19 protein-coding genes are annotated in these 22,311 nt (G+C 65.4%); 8 read left to right on the top strand and 11 right to left on the bottom strand.

Going from position 1 to position 22,311, the window contains the following annotated elements; genetic code table 11:
* Nucleotides 1–12: 12 nt before the first annotated feature.
* Nucleotides 13–1,011, top strand: a complete 999-nt coding sequence (locus V6F88_RS07750) for a Bug family tripartite tricarboxylate transporter substrate binding protein (RefSeq protein WP_332608710.1) — start codon at nt 13–15, stop codon at nt 1,009–1,011.
* 69 nt (nt 1,012–1,080) lie between these two features.
* The gene (gene garL, locus V6F88_RS07745) at nt 1,081–1,848 is read left to right on the top strand and encodes a 2-dehydro-3-deoxyglucarate aldolase (RefSeq protein WP_332608709.1); all 768 of its coding nucleotides are present in this window, start codon (nt 1,081–1,083) and stop codon (nt 1,846–1,848) included.
* A 191-nt stretch (nt 1,849–2,039) separates the two neighbouring features.
* Here garL and lysA read toward each other — a convergent pair whose 3' ends face one another.
* Nucleotides 2,040–3,272, bottom strand: coding sequence for a diaminopimelate decarboxylase (lysA, locus tag V6F88_RS07740; RefSeq protein ID WP_332608708.1), 1,233 nt, complete (start codon nt 3,270–3,272; stop codon nt 2,040–2,042).
* 114 nt (nt 3,273–3,386) lie between these two features.
* On the opposite strand from lysA, the gene V6F88_RS07735 reads away from it, so the two are divergent.
* A complete protein-coding gene (locus V6F88_RS07735) occupies nt 3,387–4,295 on the top strand; it encodes a LysR family transcriptional regulator (RefSeq protein WP_332608707.1) in 909 nt (302 codons plus the stop codon).
* Between the two features lie 117 nt (nt 4,296–4,412).
* Here the strand turns inward: V6F88_RS07735 and rpsT are convergent, their stop codons facing one another.
* From rpsT to V6F88_RS07685, 10 genes are all read right to left on the bottom strand, one after another.
* Nucleotides 4,413–4,676 carry a 30S ribosomal protein S20 gene (gene rpsT / locus V6F88_RS07730; protein WP_025135824.1) on the bottom strand — a complete coding sequence of 88 codons (264 nt, stop codon included), beginning with the start codon at nt 4,674–4,676 and terminating at the stop codon, nt 4,413–4,415.
* A 290-nt stretch (nt 4,677–4,966) separates the two neighbouring features.
* Nucleotides 4,967–5,938, bottom strand: a complete 972-nt coding sequence (locus tag V6F88_RS07725; RefSeq protein WP_332608706.1) for a FecR family protein — start codon at nt 5,936–5,938, stop codon at nt 4,967–4,969.
* Nucleotides 5,939–6,131: 193 nt separating this feature from the next.
* A complete protein-coding gene (murJ, locus tag V6F88_RS07720) occupies nt 6,132–7,691 on the bottom strand; it encodes a murein biosynthesis integral membrane protein MurJ (protein WP_332608705.1) in 1,560 nt (519 codons plus the stop codon).
* A gap of 344 nt (nt 7,692–8,035) precedes the next feature.
* The gene (locus V6F88_RS07715) at nt 8,036–8,794 is read right to left on the bottom strand and encodes a 3-hydroxyacyl-CoA dehydrogenase (RefSeq protein ID WP_332608704.1); all 759 of its coding nucleotides are present in this window, start codon (nt 8,792–8,794) and stop codon (nt 8,036–8,038) included.
* 132 nt (nt 8,795–8,926) lie between these two features.
* Entirely contained in the window at nt 8,927–9,583 is a 657-nt protein-coding gene (gene adk / locus V6F88_RS07710) for an adenylate kinase (RefSeq protein ID WP_046804709.1), read from the bottom strand.
* 91 nt (nt 9,584–9,674) lie between these two features.
* The gene (kdsB, locus tag V6F88_RS07705; protein ID WP_332608703.1) at nt 9,675–10,439 is read right to left on the bottom strand and encodes a 3-deoxy-manno-octulosonate cytidylyltransferase; all 765 of its coding nucleotides are present in this window, start codon (nt 10,437–10,439) and stop codon (nt 9,675–9,677) included.
* A 10-nt stretch (nt 10,440–10,449) separates the two neighbouring features.
* On the bottom strand, nt 10,450–10,629 hold the full coding sequence (locus V6F88_RS07700; RefSeq protein ID WP_120156251.1) for a Trm112 family protein: 180 nt from the start codon (nt 10,627–10,629) through the stop codon (nt 10,450–10,452).
* A gap of 138 nt (nt 10,630–10,767) precedes the next feature.
* A complete protein-coding gene (lpxK, locus tag V6F88_RS07695) occupies nt 10,768–11,826 on the bottom strand; it encodes a tetraacyldisaccharide 4'-kinase (protein ID WP_332608702.1) in 1,059 nt (352 codons plus the stop codon).
* Nucleotides 11,823–12,236, bottom strand: coding sequence for an ExbD/TolR family protein (locus V6F88_RS07690; protein ID WP_046804705.1), 414 nt, complete (start codon nt 12,234–12,236; stop codon nt 11,823–11,825). The genes lpxK and V6F88_RS07690 overlap by 4 nt, the downstream gene beginning before the upstream one ends.
* A complete protein-coding gene (locus V6F88_RS07685; protein ID WP_332608701.1) occupies nt 12,233–12,874 on the bottom strand; it encodes a MotA/TolQ/ExbB proton channel family protein in 642 nt (213 codons plus the stop codon). Before V6F88_RS07685 ends, V6F88_RS07690 begins: the two co-directional genes overlap by 4 nt.
* A gap of 353 nt (nt 12,875–13,227) precedes the next feature.
* On the opposite strand from V6F88_RS07685, the gene xseA reads away from it, so the two are divergent.
* From xseA to V6F88_RS07660, 5 genes are all read left to right on the top strand, one after another.
* On the top strand, nt 13,228–14,595 hold the full coding sequence (xseA, locus tag V6F88_RS07680) for an exodeoxyribonuclease VII large subunit (RefSeq protein ID WP_332608700.1): 1,368 nt from the start codon (nt 13,228–13,230) through the stop codon (nt 14,593–14,595).
* Between the two features lie 93 nt (nt 14,596–14,688).
* A complete protein-coding gene (locus V6F88_RS07675; RefSeq protein ID WP_332608699.1) occupies nt 14,689–17,799 on the top strand; it encodes an ankyrin repeat domain-containing protein in 3,111 nt (1,036 codons plus the stop codon).
* A gap of 159 nt (nt 17,800–17,958) precedes the next feature.
* The gene (sodB, locus tag V6F88_RS07670; protein WP_046804702.1) at nt 17,959–18,537 is read left to right on the top strand and encodes a superoxide dismutase [Fe]; all 579 of its coding nucleotides are present in this window, start codon (nt 17,959–17,961) and stop codon (nt 18,535–18,537) included.
* 279 nt (nt 18,538–18,816) lie between these two features.
* Nucleotides 18,817–20,532: a methyl-accepting chemotaxis protein gene (locus V6F88_RS07665; RefSeq protein ID WP_332608698.1), complete on the top strand. Its 1,716-nt coding sequence runs from the start codon at nt 18,817–18,819 to the stop codon at nt 20,530–20,532.
* A 207-nt stretch (nt 20,533–20,739) separates the two neighbouring features.
* On the top strand, nt 20,740–22,167 hold the full coding sequence (locus V6F88_RS07660; RefSeq protein WP_332608697.1) for a chloride channel protein: 1,428 nt from the start codon (nt 20,740–20,742) through the stop codon (nt 22,165–22,167).
* Nucleotides 22,168–22,311: the final 144 nt, after the last annotated feature.

Here is a 22,311-nt window from a genome sequence, read left to right as displayed (position 1 = left end):
GAAGAGACAACCATGCAACAACCCAAACCTTCGGCGCGCAGACGCCTTGCCGTGCTCGCGGCGGCCACGCTTGGCGCCCTGACGCTATTGCCCGGGGCGGCAATGGCGCAGGCCGCCTGGCCAGCCAAACCGGTCAAGCTGATCGTGCCTTTCCCGGCCGGCGGCAGCACCGATTCGGTCGGCCGCCTGCTTGCGGCCGAGCTGTCCAAAGAGCTGGGCCAAAGCGTCATCGTCGAGAACAAGGGCGGCGCCAACGGCAACATCGGATCGGACGTCGTGGCCAAGGCAGAGCCTGACGGCTATACCTTGCTGCTATCGGGCGTGGGCTCCAACGCCATCAGCTACGCCGTCTACCAAAACATGCCGTATCGCAACAGCGACTTCGCGCATATCTCCTTGCTGGCCACCGGCCCCAATGTGCTGGTGGCCAACATGGAATTCCCCGGCAAGACGTTTGCCGACTTCATCAAGTTGGCGCGCGAGAACCCCGGCAAATACACGCATGCCAGTTCGGGCAGCGGGTCGTCGGGCCATCTGGCCATGGAGATGCTGAAGCAAGACGCCAAGATCGATCTGGTGCATGTGCCCTACAAGGGCGGCGCGGCCGCGATTACCGACATGATCGGCGGGCGGGTGTCGGTGATGTTCCTGAATCAGGACACGCTGCTGCCGCAGGTCACGTCGGGCAAGCTGCGCGCGTTGGCGGTGGCCAGCGCCAAGCGCAACCCCGCATATCCCGACACGCCGACGGTGGCGGAATCGGGCTATCCCGGCTTTTCGGCTGAATCGTGGTTCGGCTTGTCGGCGCCCGCCAAGACGCCGCCCGCGGTGATCCAGCGTTTGAACCAGGCGACGGTAAAGGCGTTGGCGTCGCCCGAGATCCGGCAAAAGCTGGAAAGCGTGGGCTTTGTGGTGGTGGGCGACGACCCGAAGTCGTTCTCGGCGTTTGTCGACAACGAAATCGCCAAGTGGGGCAAGGCAGCCAAGGCGTCGGGCGCGCGCATGGATTGATACGGGCGCGCCGGGCTTCGGTCCCGGCGCGTGCTCTCTGATTTTTATTTTGCGATATTGAAGGTGGCAATGAACTCACCCTTACCCAACCGTTTCCGCCAACGCATCCTGGCGCGCGAGCGGCTCATCGGCTTTTGGATGTGCATGTCCAGCCACATCACGGCCGAACTGGTCGGCCTGGCGGATTTTGACTGGCTGCTTCTGGATGGCGAACATTCGCCCAACGAAGTGCCGATGTTCCTGCAGCAGCTGCAGGCGTTGCAGGGCAGCGCCAGCGCGGCCGTGGGCCGACCGTCGTGGAACGATCCGGTGCAGATCAAGCGCTTGCTGGATATCGGCTTCTACAACCTGCTGATCCCGTTCATTGAATCGGAAGCGGACGCGCGCCTGGCGGTAGCCGCCACCCGTTATCCGCCCGAGGGCATACGCGGCGTGGCCGGCGCGCAGCGCAGCAACCGTTACGGCACGGTGCCCGACTACCTGCAAACCATCAACGACAACATCTGCGTGCTGCTGCAAATTGAAAGCCGTCCGGGCATCGATGCAGTGGACGAGATCGCGGCGGTGGAAGGCGTGGACGGCGTGTTCATCGGCCCGTCGGATCTGGCTGCCGCGTTAGGCCACATCGGCAACCCGAGCCATCCCGAAGTGCAAGAGGTCATTCGCCATCTGCACGAGCGCGTGTCGGCTCAGGGCAAGGCCGTGGGAATCCTGGCACCCGTGCAGGCGGACGCGCGCCGCTATCTGGACATGGGCATGCAGTTTGTGGCGGTGGGTACGGACCTGGGCGTGTTCAAACAGGCCACGTTTGCCTTGCGGGAAACGTTTCCCAGCTGATTGCGGCCGCTGGTGTTGGCATGCAAAACGCCCCGCGACGATGCGGGGCGTTTTGTGTTTTGCGTTTTGCGTTTTGTGCTTTGCGTTTTGTGTTTTGCGCGCTGTTTGCAGTGCTTGGTTTGCAGTGCTGGGTTGCTGGCGCCTTGTTGGTGGTGCATTGGGCGTTGTGCCCGCTTTGGTGTTGCCCGGCGTCAGTCTTCCAGCGCCAGCAGTTCGCCGACTGTTTGGCGACGGCGGATCAGCCGCGCCTGGCCGTTGTCCAGCAACACTTCCGGCGCCAGCGGCCGACTGTTGTAGTTCGATGACATCGACGAACCGTACGCGCCCGCGTTGTGCAAAACCATGAAGTCGCCGATGCGCGGCTGCGGCAGCAGCTGGTCCGACATCACGCCGCCTTCTTCCTGCGTGAACACGTCACCCGATTCGCACAGCGGCCCGGCCACCGCGATGCGCGTCTGCGGGACGCCCTGCGGGTCGGAACCGTCCGGCGCATGCACGGAAATGCGGTGGTAGCTGCCGTACATGGCCGGGCGCATCAAATCGTTGAAACCCGCATCCACCAGCGCGAAGTCGCGCTCGGGGCGGTGGTTGATGGCGTGCACTTCGGTCACCAGCGCACCGGCTTCGGCAACCAGGAAGCGTCCAGGTTCGATCTCCAGGCGGATCGGGTGTTGCAGAAACTGTTCGATGCGCTTGCGGGCCGCGTCCCACTGTTCGAAATAATGGTCGCAGTCGATGCGGGGCTCGCCATCGCGGTAGGGAATCGACAGGCCGCCGCCTGCCGAGATCGCTTCGATGTCGTGGTCCAGCGAGCGCACCACGTCGACCATGGCGTCGCAAACGCTGGACAGGTGGCCGTAGTCCACGCCCGATCCGATATGCATATGGATGCCAACCAGCTTCAGGCCGTGGCGGCGCACGATGGACACGGCGCGGGCCACGTCGTCGATCCAGATGCCGTGCTTGCTTTGCGGGCCGCCGGTGTTGGTCTTGTTGCTGTGGCCATGGCCGAAGCCGGGGTTGATGCGCAGCCAGACGCGGTGGCCGCGCGAGGCTTGGCCCACGCGGTCCAGCATGTCCAGCGAACCGGCGTTCACGGTGATGCCATGGCGCAGGACGGTGGCCAGCGTGGCGTGGTCGATTAAATCGGCCGTGAAGACCATGCCTTCCGGCTCGCCCTTAGGATCAAATCCGGCGGCCAGGCCGCGTTCGATCTCGCCCAGCGAAACGGCGTCGACCACCGCGCCTTCCTCGCGCATCAGGCGCAGGATGTGCAGGTTCGAGCACGCTTTCTGCGCGTAGCGGATGGTGTCGAAGCGGCGCAGCTGCGCAATGCGTTCGCGGATGACGCCGGCGTCGTACACCCACAGCGGCGTGCCATGTTGCGTGGCGAGTTCGGTAAGTTGGCGCGGATCAAAAACCATGACGCATGAACCTTGAAGAATGAGAGGAAACCAGGCGGCATGATGCCGGGTTCGCGTCATCCAGTAAAATGCTTATATGTTCAAGAGTCATTCATTCCTGATATGGAGTGCGCCGTGTTGACGCATCGCCATATCGAAGTATTCTGCGCGGTGATGATCGCGGGCAGCGTGACGCGCGCAGCGCAGCTCCTGAACACGTCGCAACCGACCATCAGCCGTGAATTGGCGCGGATGGAGCAGAGCATCGGCTTTGCATTGTTCGAGCGCGTGCACGGGCGTTTGCGGCCCACCATGCCGGCTTTGGCGCTGTACGACGAGATCCGGCAATCGTATGCGGGGCTGGAAAGGGTCGTGTCGGCGGCGGCCCGTTTGCGAGAGTTCCGGGGTGGGCAGCTGTCCGTGATTGCGTTGCCGGCGTTTTCGCATTCAATTTTGCCTGACGCGTTTCGGCGCTTTCACGGTCGGCATCCCGGCGTCAGCCTGTCGGTGGAAACGCAGGAATCGCCGTTTCTGGAAGAGTGGCTGACGGCTCAACGCTACGACCTGGGCTTGACCGAGCGGGATGCCGCGCCGGCCGGCACGCGCTTGCAGCTGTTGTTGCAAGTGGACGAGGTCTGCGTGTTGCCCGACGGGCATGCGCTCTTGGCACGTAAGGAAATCGATCTTGCGGATTTCGAAGGGCATGCCTTTGTCAGCCTGTCCGCCCACGATCCCTACCGGGTACAGATCGACGAAGCCTTCGCTGAAGTCGGCGTGCTGCGCCGGTCGATCGTGGAAACGCCTACCGCCGTGTCTGTTTGCACATTCGTGCGTCAGGGCCTGGGCCTGGCGATCGTGAACCCGCTGACCGCGCTGGACTTTGTCGGCAGGGGCCTGCATATCCGGCCGTTGCGGCGTTCGTTGCCGTTCAGTGTTTACGCAGTGTTCCCCGAACATCGCCCGGCCAATCCCTTGGTCAACGAGTTCATGGCCTCGTTATCCGAGGCGGCTGACGCAATCAAGGTCCGCTTGGCCAAGCCCTAGCCGCGCGTTGGCCTGGTAGTTGTGCCCGAACCGATCAGGCAACAAAAAAGGATGCCCAAGGGCATCCTTCTTCATTTGCCGTATTCATGACGCCCCAGAAAGCGGGGCGGCAGAATCTTAGGCCAGCGCCTTGATAGCGGCAGCCAGGCGGCTCTTGTGGCGAGCAGCCTTGTTCTTGTGGATGATGTTCTTGTCAGCCACGCGATCGATCACGCTCGAGGCCTTCTGGAACACGTCGCCAGCCGCAGCTTTGTCGCCAGCGGCGATAGATTGGCGAACGCGCTTGATGGCGGTGCGCAGCATCGAGCGCAGGCTGGAATTGTGCTTGTTGCGCTCAACGGATTGGCGAGCGCGCTTGCGGGCTTGGGCGGTATTGGCCATGTTGCTATATAAGTTGAATTCGGCAAAGTCGAACATTGTAGCAAGTCCCGATGGGATTGCAAGCTTTTAATGTCAGATCTGTCGATGGAGCGCCCGTCAACCGGGCGGGGGGCGCTGGGGGGAAAAAGTTCCTGGGCTAAAGAGTCCTAGCTAGAGAACCCTTTCGGAAGATTCCCTGCCAAAGCCTGGAATACAGCCTTGAGGAAAACCCGCGGCGCCTACTGGATAAAAACACGGTGCTCAGTATACAACGAAGCGGGCGCCAGGCACAGGTGCGCCGCATAGCGTTGTCAGGTCGCGACGCTGATCGAAACAAACCACGGGGTGAAGCGGCGGACATGGATGGGCATCATCTCTTGCAGCGTGTCCAGCGCGGCGTTGGTGTCGTCCAACGGGAAATGCCCCGAAACGGGCAGGCCGCCGGCCGCCATCGACACGCGCAGGGCACCCGTGCGATAGGGGCGCAGCGCGGCGATTACCTCGGCCAGCGGGCGCCCCCGGGCATCGACCCAGCCGGATTCCCATGCGGCTTCCGCCATCAGCTCGGCGCGCGGGATGTCCATGCGAGACACATCGAACCGCGCGCCCGTTCCGGCGCGGACGGTGCCATGCGCGCCGGCCATGGTTTCCACTTCAACCTCGTGCTCATGCACCACGACCACGGTACGTTGCGCTTGCTGGCGCACCATGTAGCGGGTGCCCAGCGCGCGCACGGTGCCCTCGGCGGTCTGTACCAGGAAAGGGCGGCGCGCGTCGGGCGCCACGGAGACCGTGACGGCGCCATCCAGCAGGCGAACCTGCCGATAAGCGGGGGTGAAGTCCAGATTGACGCGGCTACGGGCGTCCAGCAGCAATTGGCTGCCGTCGGACAGCAGGTAGCGGCGGCGTTCGCCGGTGGCCGTGGCGGCATCGGCGGCTACGTTGTTCAGCGGATAGAAGGCGTTGCCGACATACGCGGCGCCGGCTGCCGTACTGGCGAGCGCCAGCGAACCGGCCAGAAAACGGCGGCGTGGCGGCACGATGGCCGGGGGCGGAGGGATCAGCGGCTGCGACGTGGGGGCGGCTCCGGCGGCGTACCCGGCTGCGGGATAAGCATCGCCTAGTCGTCCAAACGTCGAACCTGCCAATGAGCCCGTCAGCTGTTGCCAGGCGTTCTCATGGACAGGGTCAGCCGCACGCCACGCCAGGAAGTCGTTGTAGTCCTGCGCTGTCGCTTTACCCGAGCGCAGCAGTAGCAACCAATTGATCACCTGGTCCGCCATGGGTTGTCCTTGGGCGTACTTCACTTCGTGTTCCCGCCAGTGAATCGGCGGGGGTTCCTCTTGATGGCAATTTGTAAATAATAAAGGTTTTTTACCAAAGATTACGGGGCTGTTGGCATTTCTTGACGAATCTAGTGCAAAAAGCCGGCAGGAAGCCGGCTTTTTGGTGGGTTTGTCAGCGCAGCGGTCGAAATCAGGCTTTTGGCCGACGTCCAAAGTCCTTGAGCCGGAAGCCAAAGAGTAACAACGTTCCGAAGTACACCACCCCGCTTGCCACCAAAACGCCACCCAGCAAGCCGGCGCGCTGTCCCGCATGGGCCTGCATGCCGAGCCAGTCGATTTTGCCGTCGGCGTACCACAGCAATGCCGCCAACGCCGCCAGGGCGGGCAGCAGGCGCAGCACGAACACGGTCCAGCCCGGCCCCGGCTGGTACACGCCCCGGCGGCGCAAGCCGATCAGAAGCGCCAAGGCGTTCAGGCAGGCGCCCAGGCCAATGGCCAGTGCCAGACCGGCATGCGCCATGAAAGGTACCAGCACCAGGTTTAGCAACTGTGTCAAAACCAGCACGCCGATGGCGATCTTGACGGGCGTGCGGATGTCTTGCTTGGCATAGAAACCCGGGGCAAGGATCTTGACGGCCAACAGGCCGATCAAGCCGGCGGAATACGACATCACTGCCAGACGGGTTTGCAGCACATCCTGCGCGGCGAAGGCGCCATAGTGGAACAGCGTGGCCACCAGGCCGTCTGATAGCAGCGCCATGCCCACGGCGGCGGGCAGGCCCAGCAGCAGCACCAGCCGCAGGCCCCAGTCCAGCAGGCCGCTGTAGCCGCCATGGTCGTCGCGAGCGTGGGCCGCGGACAGGCTGGGCAACAGCACGGTGCCAAGCGCCACGCCCAGCAAGGCGGTCGGAAATTCCATCAAGCGGTCGGCGAAAGACAGCCACGTGACGCTGCCCGGTGTAAGCCAGGTGGCGATATTGGTGTTGATCAACAGGGAAATCTGCGCCACCGACACGCCCAGGGTGGCGGGCGCCATTTGCTTGAGGATGCGCTGGACCGTCGGGTCGGCCCACGCTTCGCGAAAGCGCAGCGAAAAGCGCGGCGTCAGGCCCAGGCGGGCCAGCGCCACCCACTGCACGGCCAGTTGCGCTACGCCGCCGATCATCACGCCGACGGCCAGAGCGTAGACGGGCACATCCATGCGCGGCGCCAGCCAGATGCAGGCGGCAATCATCGACAGGTTCAGCAGTACGGGCGTGAAGGCCGGCACGGCGAATCGGCGCCAGGTGTTCAGCACGCCGGAGGCGAACGCAATCAGAGACATGCAGAAGATGTAGGGAAACATCATCCGCGTCATCCAGACGGCGGCGCCAAATTCGGTATCGCGGGCAGCGCCACGCAGGCCGCTGGCCATGGCCGACACCACCCAGGGCGCGGCGACGATGCCGATCAACGTGATCAGCATCAGCGTGGCCGTCAACAGCAGCGCCACGCGGTCCAGCAGTGTGCGCACTTCTTCTTCCGACCGCTTGTTGCGCGCAGCGCCGAGTATGGGCACGAACGCCTGGGCAAACGCGCCCTCGGCGAACAGGCGGCGCAGCAGGTTGGGAATGCGGAAGGCGACCCAGAAGGCGTCGGTGATGGGACCGGCGCCAAAGGCGCGCGCGACCAGGATGTCGCGGATCAGGCCGGAAATGCGGGACAGCAGGGTGAAGCTGCTGACGGTGGCCGCCGAACGAAACAGGCTCATGGATGGGACTACGAAAAATTGGGGCAGACTGGCCCCGTAAACACAACGCCTGTTGAAAGGACCGGCGCGCTCCCCGCCCACGCACTACGCAAGAATGCCCTTTCCCCGCCGGGCCGCCCCAAGGGGAAAGACGCCCCCCCGGGGGTCAGCAAGCGTGCGCAGCACGCGCGGCGTGGGGGCCGCATGCCGCCGCCGGGCCGCCCCAAGGGGAAAGACGCCCCCCCGGGGGGCAGCAAGCGTGCGCAGCACGCGCGGCGTGGGGGCCGCATGCCGCCGCCGGGCCGCCCCAAGGGGAAAGACGCCCCCCCGGGGGGGCAGCAAGCGTGCGCGGCGTGGAAGCATTATTACTTCGGCGGCATGCGGATGGCGCCGTCCAGGCGGATGGTTTCGCCGTTCAGCATGTCGTTCGTGACGATGCTGTAGACCAGTTTGGCGTAGTCTTCCGGGCGGCCCAGGCGGGCGGGGAAGGGGATGCTGGCGGCCAGCGAATCCTGCACTTCCTGCGGCATGCCGAAGATCATCGGGGTGCCGAAAATGCCCGGGGCGATGGTCATGCAGCGGATGCCGGTCTTGGCCAGATCGCGGGCGATCGGCAGGGTCATGCCCGCCACGCCGGCCTTCGATGCCGCGTAGGCAGCCTGGCCGATCTGGCCGTCGAAAGCAGCAACCGATGCCGTGTTGATCATGACACCGCGTTCACCGGTGGGTTCCGGGGTGTTGGCGCTCATGGCCTCGGCCGCCAGGCGCATCATGTTGAAGCTGCCGATCAGGTTGATCGACACGACCTTCTGGAACAGTTCCAGCGGGTGCGCGCCGTTCTTGCCGACGATCTTCGCGGCGGGCGCAACGCCCGCGCAGTTCACCAGGCCAAACAATGCACCCAGTTCCAGCGCGGCCGCCACGGCGCTTTTGCCGTCGGCTTCCTGCGTGACGTCGCAATGCACATAACGCTGGCCCAATTCCTTGGCCAGGGCCTGGCCCGGTTCGTCCTGCACGTCGGCAATGACGACCTTGGCGCCATTTTCCACCAGCATGCGCACGGTGCCCGCGCCCAGTCCGGACGCGCCACCCGTAACGATGAATACCTTGTTCGCGATTTCCATGTCTCTACCAGTTCAATTCAAAGGTGATGAAAGCGGCGCGGCAGGCGCCGAATGCGACAAGGCCTTCGGGCCGATGCCGGAGCGCAGTGCGTCCAGCCGGCGCCGAAGGCCTTTGGGCCAACCAAGCGCCTATCAGCTATTGACAGCCTCGAACAGGCGCGACTTGATTTCGTCGACGGCGCCCACGCCCGAGATCTTTCGGTACTTCGGGGCTTCGGCGGCGTTTTGCTGCGCCCAGGTCGAGTAGTAATCAACCAGCGGACGGGTTTGTTCGCGGTACACGGACAGGCGGTGGCGCACCGTTTCCTCGCGATCGTCGTCGCGCTGGATCAGTTCTTCGCCGGTGAGGTCGTCGCGGCCTTCAACCTTGGGCGGGTTGAAGCGCACGTGGTAGCTGCGGCCGCTGGGCTGGTGCACGCGGCGCCCGCTCATGCGTTCGATGATGTCCTCTTCGGGCACTTCGATTTCCACCACGTAGTCCAGCTTGACGCCGGCGCTTTTCAGCGCGTCGGCTTGCGGGATGGTGCGGGGGAAACCGTCGAACAGGTAGCCGCCGGCGCAGTCGGGCTGCTTCAGGCGGTCCTGGACCAGGCCGATGATGATCTCGTCGGAAACCAGACCGCCGGCATCCATGACCTTTTTGGCTTCAATACCCAAGGGCGTGCCTGCCTTCACCGCGGCTCGCAGCATGTCGCCGGTGGAGATCTGGGGAATGCCGAAGTGTTGGGTGAGAAACGCGGCCTGGGTGCCTTTGCCGGCGCCGGGAGGTCCGAGCAAGATGAGACGCATGAGTGCTCCTGATGGGGTTTATTTTTTGTGATCCGGGGGATTATGCCGCAACGCAGCAGCCAATGCGGGGCTGCGCCATGGGAAATAACCCTTACATCTGTTTGCTGTAGACCAAGCGCACGCGTTCCAGGTCCGCCGGGGTATCTACGCCCGCTGCGGGAGGGTTGAGCGTGCGGTGTACGACGATTTGATGGCCATGTTCCATGGCGCGTAGCTGTTCCAGTGCTTCGAACCGTTCCAGCATGCCTTGCGGCAGCGTCGGGAAGCGGCGCAGGAACGACACGCGGTAGGCGTACAGGCCGATGTGATGCCAGGCGGGCAGCCCGTCGGCCAGCACACGTTCGCCGCCGGCCAGCGCATCGCGCGCCCAGGGAATCGGGGCGCGCGAAAAATACATGGCGCGATCGTCGGCGGTGCACACGACTTTCACGACGTTCGGGTTGAACAGCGCCTCGGCGTCGGCCAGCGGGCAGGCGGCGGTGGCGATATCGGCGTGGGGGCAAGCTTGCAGCTTGGCCGCCACGGCGTCGATCAGTTCGGGTTCGATCAGCGGTTCATCGCCTTGCACGTTCACCACGATGGCGTCGTCCGGCAACCCCAGTTGCTGGACGGCTTCGGCCAGGCGGTCCGTGCCCGTGGGGTGGTCGCCGCGCGTCATCAGGGCGGTCAGGCCATGGGCCTGCACGGCCGCCTGCACGCGCGCGTCGTCCGTGGCGATGTACAGCCGGGATGCGCCCGATAGCGCGGCACGGTCGGCCGTGCGCACGACCATCGGCTTGCCGGCGATATCGGCAAGGGGCTTGTCGGGCAGGCGGGTCGAGGCGGCGCGCGCCGGAATCAATGCGATGAAACTCACGGTGCGGCGGTCAGGTGGGGGCGGTTTCGTCCAGCACCCGGGCTTCCGACTCCAGCATGACGGGGATGCCGTCGCGGATCGGGAAAGCCAGGCGGTCGGCGCGGCAAACGAGTTCGGCGTGCTGCCGGTCGTTTTCGAGGCGGCCCTTGCACAGGGGGCAGACGAGGATGTCGAGAAGTCGGGATTCCATGACCGGGATTCTAAAACAGTTTGCGGCGGGCAAGGCTGCGGCGGGCAGGGCGAAAGTCCGATTTTCGCCGCGGCAAGTGCACGGCCGGGCTCGGGTGAGGGGTGAACGGCACGGTGCAACGCGCCGATGGGCACAGCGCTAGGCGGGAGCCCGGTCGCGCAGCGCCTGCGCCAGCCAATCGAACAACCCCGGGTCGGAAAACGCCGCTTGCACCGGCACTTCCCACAGGCGCGCGTCGTGCAGCGCGGCGCATTTGATGGCGTCCTTGGACGTCACCAGGATCGCGTCGGCCGTCAGGCCCCGGAACGGCGAGTCGGCGTAGTCGTGATGGTCGGGTAAGGGCAGGGTCGCGTCCGGTTCGATTCCCGCGGCGCGCAGCGTCGAGAAGAAGCGGTCCGGGTTGCCGATGCCCGCGGCGGCCGCCACGCGAGGCTGGCCCGCAAAGGCGGAAAGCGCCCGCGTCGCGCCGTCTTCGATGTGACGGGCATCGCCCGGTTCCAGCCACATCCGCACCGGGCGCGGGCGGAGGGGGGGGGTGGCGTCGGCGTTGGCCGGTTCACCGGCGCCGTCAGCCGTACCGATGTTGGTGATGAGCACATCCACGTCTTGCAAGCGCTGCGCGGGTTCGCGCAGCGGGCCGGCGGGCAGCAACCGGCCGTTGCCCACGCCGCGCGCGTCCTGCACCACGATTTCGACGTCCCGCGCCAGCGCCAGGTGTTGCAGGCCGTCGTCCGAGACGATCACGTCCACGTCCGGATGCGCCCGGAGCAGCGCACGGGCGGCCAATGCGCGTTTCGGGTGTACGGACACCGGGGCGCCCGTGGCGCGCGCGATCAAGGCGGGTTCGTCGCCAAAGCGATCCGCCGCCAATGCGCCCACTCCGACCCGGGCTTGCGGGCCGACTTTCACGCCATAGCCTCGGCTGACCACGCCGGGCGTGAAGCCGCGCGCGCGCAATCCTTGGACCGTGGCGATCACCATGGGGGTCTTGCCCGTGCCACCGACGTAGATGTTGCCCACCACCACCACCGGTACCGGCGCGCGGTAGCTGGGCTTGGCGCCACTGAGGTAGGCGGCGCGCTTTCTGGCCACCGCCCATTCGGTCAGCGCGGCCAGCGGTGACAGCAGGGTCGACAGCCAGCCGCCATGCTGCCACTGGCGGGCCAGCAGCGATGGGGACGAACGCGGGGTGCTCACCGTGACGTCTGGGCGGCGAAATTGACGCGGCCGATGCCCGCCAGGCGGGCGGCTTCCATGATGTTGATCACGGATTGATGGGTGGCTTGGGCGTCGGCGTTGATGATGACCAGCGGCTCGGTCTTGCCGGCCGCCGCCTGACGCAGCACGTCGGCGATTTCAGGAGGCGTGGACACGTCGATCAGCGTGCCGTTCAGCGCGTAGCGCCCGTCCTGGCTGACGGCCACCTCTAGCGCGGGCGGCGTGTCTTGCTCGGACGATGCCTGCGGCAGGGTCACCTTCAATTGCGTGAATCGGGTGAACGACGTGGTGGCGGCCAGGAAGATCAGGATGACCAGCAAGACGTCGATCAGCGGGATCAGGTTGATGTCCAGCTCGTCGCGATCGCCCCGGGAACCGCGGAAATTCATGAACGCCCCTCGCGCGCGGGGTAGGCGGAAGGGGCGGGCGGCACGGGCGACACGGCGCGTACCAGCCGCGAGGCGGATTGCTCCATGGCGCTGAGATAGCCGTCGACCCGACCGCGCAGGTAGCGATGCGCAATCATGGCGGGAATGGCAATCAGGATGCCGAAGCCGGTGTTGTACAGCGCGATGGAAATGCCGCGTGCCAGTTGGGCGGGGTCGCCGCCGCCGGGTGTGTACGACCCGAAGATCTCGATCATGCCGACCACGGTGCCGAACAGCCCCATCAGGGGCGCGACGACGGCGATGGTGCCGATGGCGGGGATGTAGCGGCTGAGGTCATGAGCGACGGCCCGGCCGGTGTCTTCGACCACGTTGCGCAGTTCTTCGCGGGGCAAATGGCGGTGACGCATCACTTCGGCCAGCACCCGGCCCAGCGGCGAATTTCGTTCCAGGCGGTTGATGGCTTCGGGGGTGTCCTGGCGGTTGCGCAGCATGTCCACGACCTGTTCGTTCAGGCCACGGGGCAGGATAAGGCTGCGGCGCAGGGAGAGGAAGCGCTCGAAAATCAGCGCCAGTCCCAGCACGGATGTCGCCAGCAGGGGCCAGATGGGCCAGCCGGCCTCGCGCAAAATGGAAAGCAAAGCGTTCAACTCCCGGGGGCCATAGGGCGGCAACAGTACGTGCGCCGTGGCATCAGATCAAGCCGAAACTGTAACGGCGCGGCGGGTTTGTGGCAAGGCGGGAAGGCCCCCGATTTATCCACAGAAATTGTGGATAATTCTGTGCAAAACTTCGCCGGAACGCTTGTGGGCACAGGGCTTGCGCTTGTTTGCTTCAAATTAGCGCAATTGAGTTTTTATAATTTGTCTATAAAAATCAACGGCTTGCACGGAGTTTGCTGGCTTTCGGGCCTGCCGCTGCAAAAATCTGTGGACGCGGTATCATTGCGCCCCGCTACGTATGCCCTGTGGACAGGTACGCATCGGAAAGCCTCATGACAATTGAATTTGCAGTCACAAACAACGCATTCACGCGGGATATCCTGACAGTTGCCCAGCTAAACCAAGCAGTGGGGCAGTTGTTGGAGCGCAGCATCCCGGCTTTATGGGTGCGCGGAGAGATTTCGAACTTCACGCAGGCGGCATCCGGGCATTGGTACTTCACGCTCAAGGACAGCCGGGCCTCGGTGCGGGCTGTTATGTTCCGAAGCCGCGCCAGCGCGGTGGGTTTTGTACCCAAAGCGGGGGACCAGGTCGAAATCCGTGCGCGGGTGTCCCTGTACGAGCCGCGCGGCGACTACCAGTTGCAGGCCGACGCCATGCGCCGGGCCGGTCTGGGCAATCTGTATGAAGCGTTTTTGCGCCTGAAAGAGCAATTGGCCTCGGAAGGTCTGTTCGACCCGGCCCGCAAGCGCGAACCCGCCCGTTTGCCGCGCGCAATCGGGGTCATTACGTCGCTGCATGCAGCGGCGCTGCGCGATGTGTTGTCGGCGCTTGCCCGGCGCGCGCCGCAAGTGCCCGTCATCATCTATCCGGCTCCGGTTCAGGGCGCCGATGCCGCCCACCGCCTGGCTGCCCAGGTGCGGCTGGCCAACGCGCGCGCCGAGGTTGACACTTTGTTGCTGGTGCGCGGCGGGGGCAGCATCGAAGATCTGTGGAGCTTCAACGACGAAGACCTGGCGCGCCAGGTCGCGGTCAGCGAAATCCCGGTGATCAGCGGCGTGGGGCATGAAACCGACTTCACCATCGTGGACTTTGTGGCCGACGTGCGCGCGCCCACGCCCACCGCCGCCGCCGAATTGGCCTGCGTACCGCGTTCCGAATTGATCGGCCGCGTCATGCAGTCGGCCCAAGCCATGGTCCGCGGTCAGCAACGGCGGCTGGAACGCGCCGCGCAACGCCTGGACCGTGCGTCCGGGCAGTTGGTGTCGCCCTCGCAACGGCTTGAGCATCAGCAAGAACGCTTGAACAGCCTGCGCTTCCGGCTGGCGTCGGCGTGGTCGGGCCCGCAAGCCCGGCGCACTGCGCGCGTCAATCTGCTGACGCAACGCCTGGCGCATCGCGTGCCCGATACCGGACGCGCCGCCGACCGCCTGGCAGGCGCCGTGCGCCAGCTGGGCCAGGCGCATGCGCGTCTGCTGGTGCAGGGCCGCAATCGGCTGGCGGCCGCCACGGCGCAGCTGCGCGCGCTGGACCCGGGCAATACCTTGTCGCGCGGCTACGCCATTGCACGGGATGCCGACGGCCGCATCGTGCGGGATGCGGCAAGCCTGGCTACCGGGCAGGCGCTGGACCTGAGCTTTGCGCAGGGTGGCGCACAGGTTCAGGTGCAGCAAACCCGCAAGAACCGCGACGCCGGTTAAGCAAAAACGATCCGCCGGCCGGCCACGCCCACGCATTCGGCGCGGCGTCGGCACGGTGGCGTGGGACAGGTCGACGCACTCTGAGGCGATGCAATGCGGCACAACGAAAGCATGGGTTGGATGGCCGGTGTGTTGGCCGGAACGGTCATGGCACTTGGGCATGTAGCGCTAGTACAAGCGGCAGAGGCAAGCGCGGTGCAGGTAACCACCGAGGTGACGCCGCCCATATCAGCTGGGGTATCGGCGCAGGTTTCCGCTGATGTGTCCGCTGATGTGTCCACTGAGGTCACAGCGCCGGCAACCGTTCAGCCGGCAAGCCAGCCCCCCGCCGCCAACTGCGATTGCCAGTCTCCGTACCGTGCCTATAAAGAGGCCGATACCCCCGCCACCCAGGCACTGTTTGCCGCCGTACGCAACAACGATCCCGACGCCTTTGTCTCTGCACTGGCGCAGGTCCAGCAGCCAGGCGACTACGCGCTGGACGGCGTGCCGCTGCTGCATGCGCTGCTCATGCCGCCGCGTGAACTGCGCGCCCAAAACGTGTACTGGGGCATTTCAACCGAAGACGCCGACCGCATACGCCAGACTTTGCAGGCCACGCTGCCTGCGCGCACGCGCATGCTGGCCGCGCTGCTGGCCACCCGGCCACCGCTGAACGACGTCACGTACGAATCGCGTCGTCCGCCGCTGCATCTGGCGCTGCTGTATGGCACGCCCGACTTCATGGACATGTTGCTGGCGGCGGGCGCCGACGCCAACCAGCGGGGCGATGAACACCGCACCCCGCTTGAATTCCTGTTGAATCGCGATTTTGAATTCGCGGTGCGCATGACCTATCTGCCGCGTCTGGTCGATCGGCCATCGATGACGCGCATGGTGCTGGCCCTGTTCAAGGCCGGCGCTGGCAAGCCCTTTGCCGATGCGGGCCCCGATGTGGCGGATTACCTGGCGTGGTCGCCGCTGGTGGAACTGACCGAGGGCGCGGCGCCCTTGCAGGCGCTGGCCGCCACCGGTACCAAGCCGGCGTATGAAGATGGGCTGACCGCCTTGGCGCTGGCCGCCTACCCGGGCAACGCCGGCGCGGTGCCCGTGTTGAAGGAACTGGGGCCGCGCCACATTCCCGCCACCGGCTACGGCCAGACCGGTCAGCACGATGTCTGGCTGGATGCGTCCCAGGCGGCGGTGCAGGGCGGGCATCCCGATATTGCGGCGTTGCTGCTGCAAAAAGACATGCCTTTTGCGCAACGCGGCCCACAAACCGGTTCCAGCGCAGCGCTGTTCACCAAAGTGGAATCCGACGCCCAACCCATCATGAATCTGGCGGCGCGCCGTGGCGACGTGCAAACGCTGCACCGCCTGCTGGCGCTGGGCGCGCCGGTTGATGGCGACCCGCAAGATAAAAATGGCAACACGCCGCTTGCCGATGCGGTGCTGGCCCGCAAACCGGAAGCCATCAAGCTGCTGTTAGCCGCGGGCGCCGACCCCCGCGCCAAGCGCGAAGGCTATGACCTGAAATCGCCTGTCGATGTCGCGGTGCAATCGGGCGATGCCGCAACGCTGCGCCTGTTTGCCGATGCGGGCTTTGACTTGCAGGCGTTGGGCACCGGCGCGATCCGGCGCGCGCTGGAAAACCGCGATACGTCATTGGCGATGATGCTGATCGAAGCCGGCGTGCCCATCGAAGTGAAGGCGGGGGACGCGGATAGCGGCGACGGCGCGCCGCTGTTGTTGCTGGCCGCAGCGTCGGGGCAAGTGCCGGTCGTTGACGCCTTGCTGGCCAAGGGCGCGGACCCTGTCGGCCTGGCGCCCGATGGCGAAAGCGCGCTGTATTGGCTGGTCGGCAGGCAAGACACCGCGATGCTGGAACGGCTGCTGCGCGCGGGCGCCAAGCTGGACGATCCGCGACTGCCGCGCGCCCCGGCCTCGTACGCGCTATTGAACGCGGCGGTGGCCTCGGGCGACATCGCGCTGGTGCGCCGCGTCAGCAAGGCCACCGGCCAACCCGTGGCGCAAGCCTGCATGCCCGAACGCGGCGAAGCCAGCTTGACCCAATCGCCAGGCTATGTTGCGGCATTGCAGGCGGCGGGTTTTACCGGCAAGCCCGCGGCCTGCGCGCCCGACGCCGCACCGCTGTCGCGACGCATCGTCGTGCAGTTGCTTCATAGCCGCCAGTGGTACGTGGCCCGGCAGGGCGAGCTTGTGCAGCTGCTGCGGTTTGTAAACGCCACCGGGGGTTCGCTGGACGCCGCCCTGGATGATGGCGCAACGCCCTTGAACACTGCAATCCAGCTGGGTCGCGAGGATCTGGCCCGCGCCATGCTTACGGCCGGCGCGCGTCCCGACCAGGCCGATGCCATGGGCCGTGGGCCGGCGTGGGTCGCCTTGCAGACCGGTCAGCCCGCCATGCTGTCATTGCTGGCGCGCCACGGCGCGCGTTTTGACAAGGTGGCCGCACCGCCTGGCCAGTCCTTCGCCCACACGCTGGCATGCCAGTCCGCACCCGAGTTCCGGCGTGTCGTCCAAGCGGCCGGTGCATCCCCGCTGCCCACTTGCCCGTCTCCCGCGCCGTCCAGGCGAGGGGCCGCCAAGGTTGCCAGCAAATCCGCCGACTCCGCAGGCCTGGCGGGCCTGTATGTGCTGAACGGTGTGCGCGAAGTGGGTAGTCAATTGCTGCTGTCGCCGGACGGCAGCTTTGACTACATGCTGAGCTACGGCGCCGTCGACATCGCGGCGCATGGCGCCTGGCGCAGCGACGGCAGGCAGGTGTTTCTGGACACGCCGCCGATCCAGCCGTATTCGCCCATCCAGGACGTGCGCGCCGACACTCGGCCCGCCCAGCCCGGCTTTGTGTCCGTACGCGTTTTCTACCGCGATCGCCCGGTGAAAGTCGACGTGGCGATGTCGTCCGCGGATGCCGATCACGGGGGCGGCCCGCGCCCGTCCGAAGGCGACGACGCCATCAGCGCGCCCATCGAGCCGGGCGCCTTGAAAACACTGGCCGTGTTTGTGCCGCTGCCTTCCGGCGCGCGTTGGCATCAGGTGGATATCAGCAAACTGGACGCGGGCACGCGTGCGATACGCGTGGACCTGTACGTACCCGAAGAAGCCGCCGGCGCACCGCTGCACAAGACGTTCACCGTGCACAAAGACGGCGCGCTGGTTGAGTCGGAAGCGGGCAGGGAACTGCGATACGAGAAAGAGTAGCGTTTGCAAACAGCCAGGTCGACGCGCCGTGGGTCGGCGTGAACGCGCCTATCATGCGCGCCGTTAACCCCGCGCGGACGCGGGGTTAACGCGGTATCCTCATTAGTTGCCGATACAATTGACCGGCTTGATCGTGCACTCAACAGAAGGAACCAACACATGGCACATACTCTTCCCCCCCTGCCTTACGAACTCGACGCCCTGGCCCCGCACATTTCCAAGGAAACGCTGGAGTTCCACTACGGCAAGCATCACCAGACTTACGTCACGAACCTGAACAACCTGATCCCGGGTACGGAATTCGAAACGCTGTCGCTGGAAGACATCGTGAAGAAGTCCTCGGGTGGCATTTTCAACAACGCCGCTCAAGTCTGGAACCACACGTTCTACTGGAACAGCCTGGCCCCCAAGGCCGGCGGCGCACCCACCGGCAAGCTGGCTGACGCCATCAACGCCAAGTGGGGCAGCTTCGACGCTTTCAAGGAAGCGTTCAACAAGTCGGCAGCCGGCAACTTCGGTTCGGGCTGGACCTGGCTGGTCAAGAAGGCTGACGGTTCGGTTGACATCGTCAACACCAGCAACGCCGCCACGCCGCTGACCACCGCCGACAAGCCGCTGTTGACCTGTGATGTCTGGGAACACGCGTACTACATCGACTACCGGAACGCGCGTCCCAAGTACCTGGAAAATTTCTGGGCGCTGGCCAACTGGGATTTCGCCGCCAAGAACTTTGCCTGATCGGTAACGACGGGTCGGGCCGCGTAAGTGGCCCGCAAGTAAAAAGCCCCTGGTGCCTTGCACAGGGGCTTTTTTATTCCCGTTCAGGAAAAATTCAGCTGACATAACCCTGTCGATTGTCGATTTCATTCCAGGGAAATGACAAAGAAACAACCTTTTCTTTAGGGTTATCCCTAGGATTCCCGGCCGCTATTGTTGCCAGTGGTCAGGGCTGAACCACGGGGCCAACGGATCGCGGCATGCCCGCTTACAACCGGGGTAACTACAGGGAAGGGAAGCATGTTTCGCTTATTTTCAGGCTTGCGCATTGGGGCGCGCCTGTCGGGCGCGTTTTTGCTCGTGGCGGTAATCGGCGGTGCCATCGGGGCATTTGGAGTGTGGGGGCTGTCGCGCATCAACGAATTGAATGACCGGCTGTATGACACCGAGCTGCGTGGCATCTCGGATTTGAAAGAATCCAATCTGAATCTGATCTACGCGGGCCGCGCCCGCAGCGGCTACCTGGCCGCCAGCACCGATCAGGATCGCCAGGCGTTGAAGAAGCAGTTTGACGACGCCGTCAAGAACATGGACGTGCTACGCGATAAAGCCGCGAAGAACTTTCACGAAGAAGAGGGCAAGCGCCTGCTGGCGCAGTTTGTCGAAACCGAACAGGTGTGGAAGCGGGAGTCGGAAGCGTTCTTCACGGCGGCCAGGTCGCAGTCGTTGACGCAAACCGATCCGCGTGTGGCCGAGATCGAAAAGCGCGTCATCGCCTCGTCGCAAAAGCTTGACGACCTGATGACCAACCTGGCCGTGGGCAAGGAAAAAGCCACGGCGCAATCCGTGGACGAAGCCACCGACCTGTACGACACCGTGCGCGCCGTGATGATCATTCTGGCCGTGGCCGGCGTGGTGATCGGCATGCTGTTGGGCTGGCTGGTCACGCGCGGGATCGTGCGGCCGCTGGAGCAAGCCGTGAAGGCCGCGCGCCAGGTTGCCGCGGGCGATCTGACCACCGACATCCAGGTGGCCACGCGTGATGAAACGGGCGACTTGATGACGGCACTGAAGGCCATGAACGAAAGCCTGGCGCGCATTGTCGCGGACGTGCGCGACGGCTGTGAAAGCATCGCGTCGGCTTCCTCGCAGATCGCGCAAGGTAACTCTGACCTGTCGCAACGCACCGAAGAACAGGCGTCGTCACTGGAGCAGACTGCCGCGTCAATGGAAGAGCTGACCAGCACCGTGCAGCAAAACGCCAACAACGCCAGCGAGGCCGATCGTCTCGTGACGCAGGCGTCCACCGTGGCAGTGCGCGGGGGCGAAGTGGTGGAGGGCGTTGTGCAGACCATGAGCGCCATTTCGGACAGCTCGCGCCGCATCGCCGATATCACGGGCGTGATCGACGGTATTGCATTCCAGACCAACATCCTGGCGCTGAACGCCGCGGTGGAAGCGGCGCGCGCGGGCGAGCAGGGCCGTGGCTTTGCCGTGGTGGCGGGTGAAGTGCGCACCTTGGCGCAACGCTCGGCGGTGGCCGCCAAGGAAATCAAGGCGCTGATCGACGAATCCGCCGCGCGTGTGCAGGGCGGTACGCGCCAAGTGGACGAGGCCGGTCGCACCATGCGCGAAGTGGTTGACAGCGTGCGTCAGGTGGCCACGCTGGTGCGCGAAATTGCCAGCGCGTCGGAAGAGCAATCGTCCGGCATCGGCCAGGTCAACCAGGCCGTGGCGCAGATGGATACCGTGACGCAGCAGAACGCCGCGCTGGTCGAAGAAGCCGCCGCCGCGGCCGCCAGCATGCAGGAGCAGGCCGGCCGCCTGGCCCAGGAAGTGCGCCGCTTCAAGGTGGACGCCGCCGCGGGTTCGGGGCGTGGCGCCGAGGCACGCTTGATTACGCCAAGCGCCGCGTCCCTGGCCGCCGCGCGCAAGCCGGCAGCGACCGTGGCGCGCGCCAGCCAGGCGCGGCCGGCGCTGGCGCACGCGTCGGACGACGACTGGTCCTCGTTCTAAGCAGTCGCGGGCGCTGCCGCGCGGGCTTGCGCGGTAGCGCCCGGGCGGTAAGTCTGTGGACGGGAGGTTCGTGGCCCGCGAAGTTGTGGCCCGCAAAGTTGTGGCCCGCAAAGTTGTGGCCCGCGAAGTCGTGGTCTGTGAATTTGTGGGCTGTGAGTCAGGTGGGAATGTTAAGGTTAGCGACTTTCCGCCGCATGCCAGCAGCCCATGAGCCTGACTGAACCTTTCCGCCGGACCTCCGCCGCCACACGTCGCCTGATGCGCCGCAAAGTGCGTCAGATCAACCGCCTGTCACGCAAGAGCCTGCAAATGGCGCTGCTGCTGGGCGGTGCGGGCCTGGTTGCGCTGATGTCGCTGGGTTTTGCGTATCTGGCCGACAAGGCGCTGGACTGGAACCGCGAATGGGTCGGCCACAACGGTTGGCTTGCCTTGCTGGTGCTGCCGTTCAGCCTGGCCGGCCTGCGCTGGCTGACAATGCGCTTCGCGCCCAACGCCGCGGGCAGCGGCATTCCCCAGGTCATCGGCGCGCTGTCATTGCCGCCCGGCCCCAGCCAATCCAGCCTGGTGTCCCTGGCGCAAACTCTCTGGAAAATTCCCCTGGCGTTCTTCGGCATGCTGGCCGGCGCGTCGATCGGGCGCGAAGGCCCGTCGGTGCAGGTGGGTGCAGCGCTCATGCTGGCGTGGGGAGATTTCTGGAAGCGGCGCGGCGTGCAGCTGCGGGGCTTTCACGCCAATGAACTGATCGCGGCCGGTGCGGCCGGCGGCCTTGCCGCCGCCTTTAACGCGCCGCTTGCCGGCGTGATTTTCGCCATCGAAGAACTGGGCCGGGGCACGGTGCTGCGCTGGCAACGGCTGGTGCTGATCGGCGTGCTGGCAGCGGGCTTTCTCGTGGTCGCGGTGCAAGGCAACAACCCGTATTTCGGCGTGTTCGGCGGTGCGCCGCTGGCCCACGGCATGGTGATGTGGATCATTATCTGCGGCGCAATCAACGGCGCGTTGGGCGGTATTTTTGCGCGGCTGCTGGGCAAGGGCGCGGCAGGCGCGGCGCCCGCGGCGTGGCGCGCCTGGATCCGCGCGCATCCCATCTGGACGGCTTTCATCATGGGGCTGGTGCTGGCCGTGATCGGCTTGTGCACGGCGGGCAGCGTGTACGGCACGGGCTATGGCGTGGCCGCCGATCTGTTGTCGGGCCACGACACCGCGCCGGTCGGCTTCGGGCTGGCCAAGCTGGCCGCTACCGTCGCTTCGTATTGGGCCGGCATCCCGGGCGGTATCTTCACCCCCGCGCTGACCACGGGCGCAGGCATCGGCCAACACATCTGGGAACTGGCGGGCGAGGGCGTGGACCAGCGCGTGCTGGTGCTGGTGTCGATGGCCGCCTTTCTGGCCGCCGCCACGCAGGCGCCGTTGACCGCCAGCGTGGTCGTCATGGAAATGACGGGCAGCCAGCCGATGTTGTTCTGGCTGCTGGTGGGGTCGCTGCTGGCCTCGGGCGTGTCGCGGCAGTTCTGCCCGCAGCCGTTCTATCACCTTGCGGCGGGGCGCTTTCGCCGGCAAGCCATTGTCGAGGCGGGCCGCGCCGCGCAATCCGAGGCGGGCGCGGCAACGGTGCCGTCCAAGCCTGCGTCACCCTGAAGCCGTGCGGCCCGCTTTGATGATCAGGGTGAACACCTACCGGACACTGTCCATGTGACGGACATCGCGGGCGTGCACCAAGTTGGCGCGAAAAGCGGTGCGCTAAGATCGTCCGATCCCGAATTTTTCACTTCACTCCGAGCT

The organism is Achromobacter sp. ESBL13 (genome assembly GCF_036668755.1).
GTDB lineage: Bacteria > Pseudomonadota > Gammaproteobacteria > Burkholderiales > Burkholderiaceae_B > Achromobacter.
This window is presented reverse-complemented; position numbering and strand designations above follow the sequence as displayed.

Excerpts from the sequence above, each read along its gene's own strand:
- V6F88_RS07750 (WP_332608710.1), top strand. The coding sequence starts at position 13 with ATGCAACAACCCAAACCTTCGGCGCGCAGACGCCTTGCCGTGCTCGCG.
- garL (WP_332608709.1), top strand. The coding sequence starts at position 1,081 with ATGAACTCACCCTTACCCAACCGTTTCCGCCAACGCATCCTGGCGCGC.
- lysA (WP_332608708.1), bottom strand. The coding sequence starts at position 3,272 with ATGGTTTTTGATCCGCGCCAACTTACCGAACTCGCCACGCAACATGGC.
- rpsT (WP_025135824.1), bottom strand. The coding sequence starts at position 4,676 with ATGGCCAATACCGCCCAAGCCCGCAAGCGCGCTCGCCAATCCGTTGAG.
- V6F88_RS07725 (WP_332608706.1), bottom strand. The coding sequence starts at position 5,938 with ATGGCGGACCAGGTGATCAATTGGTTGCTACTGCTGCGCTCGGGTAAA.
- murJ (WP_332608705.1), bottom strand. The coding sequence starts at position 7,691 with ATGAGCCTGTTTCGTTCGGCGGCCACCGTCAGCAGCTTCACCCTGCTG.
- V6F88_RS07715 (WP_332608704.1), bottom strand. The coding sequence starts at position 8,794 with ATGGAAATCGCGAACAAGGTATTCATCGTTACGGGTGGCGCGTCCGGA.
- adk (WP_046804709.1), bottom strand. The coding sequence starts at position 9,583 with ATGCGTCTCATCTTGCTCGGACCTCCCGGCGCCGGCAAAGGCACCCAG.
- V6F88_RS07700 (WP_120156251.1), bottom strand. The coding sequence starts at position 10,629 with ATGGAATCCCGACTTCTCGACATCCTCGTCTGCCCCCTGTGCAAGGGC.
- V6F88_RS07690 (WP_046804705.1), bottom strand. The coding sequence starts at position 12,236 with ATGAATTTCCGCGGTTCCCGGGGCGATCGCGACGAGCTGGACATCAAC.
- xseA (WP_332608700.1), top strand. The coding sequence starts at position 13,228 with ATGACAATTGAATTTGCAGTCACAAACAACGCATTCACGCGGGATATC.
- V6F88_RS07675 (WP_332608699.1), top strand. The coding sequence starts at position 14,689 with ATGCGGCACAACGAAAGCATGGGTTGGATGGCCGGTGTGTTGGCCGGA.
- sodB (WP_046804702.1), top strand. The coding sequence starts at position 17,959 with ATGGCACATACTCTTCCCCCCCTGCCTTACGAACTCGACGCCCTGGCC.
- V6F88_RS07665 (WP_332608698.1), top strand. The coding sequence starts at position 18,817 with ATGTTTCGCTTATTTTCAGGCTTGCGCATTGGGGCGCGCCTGTCGGGC.
- V6F88_RS07660 (WP_332608697.1), top strand. The coding sequence starts at position 20,740 with ATGAGCCTGACTGAACCTTTCCGCCGGACCTCCGCCGCCACACGTCGC.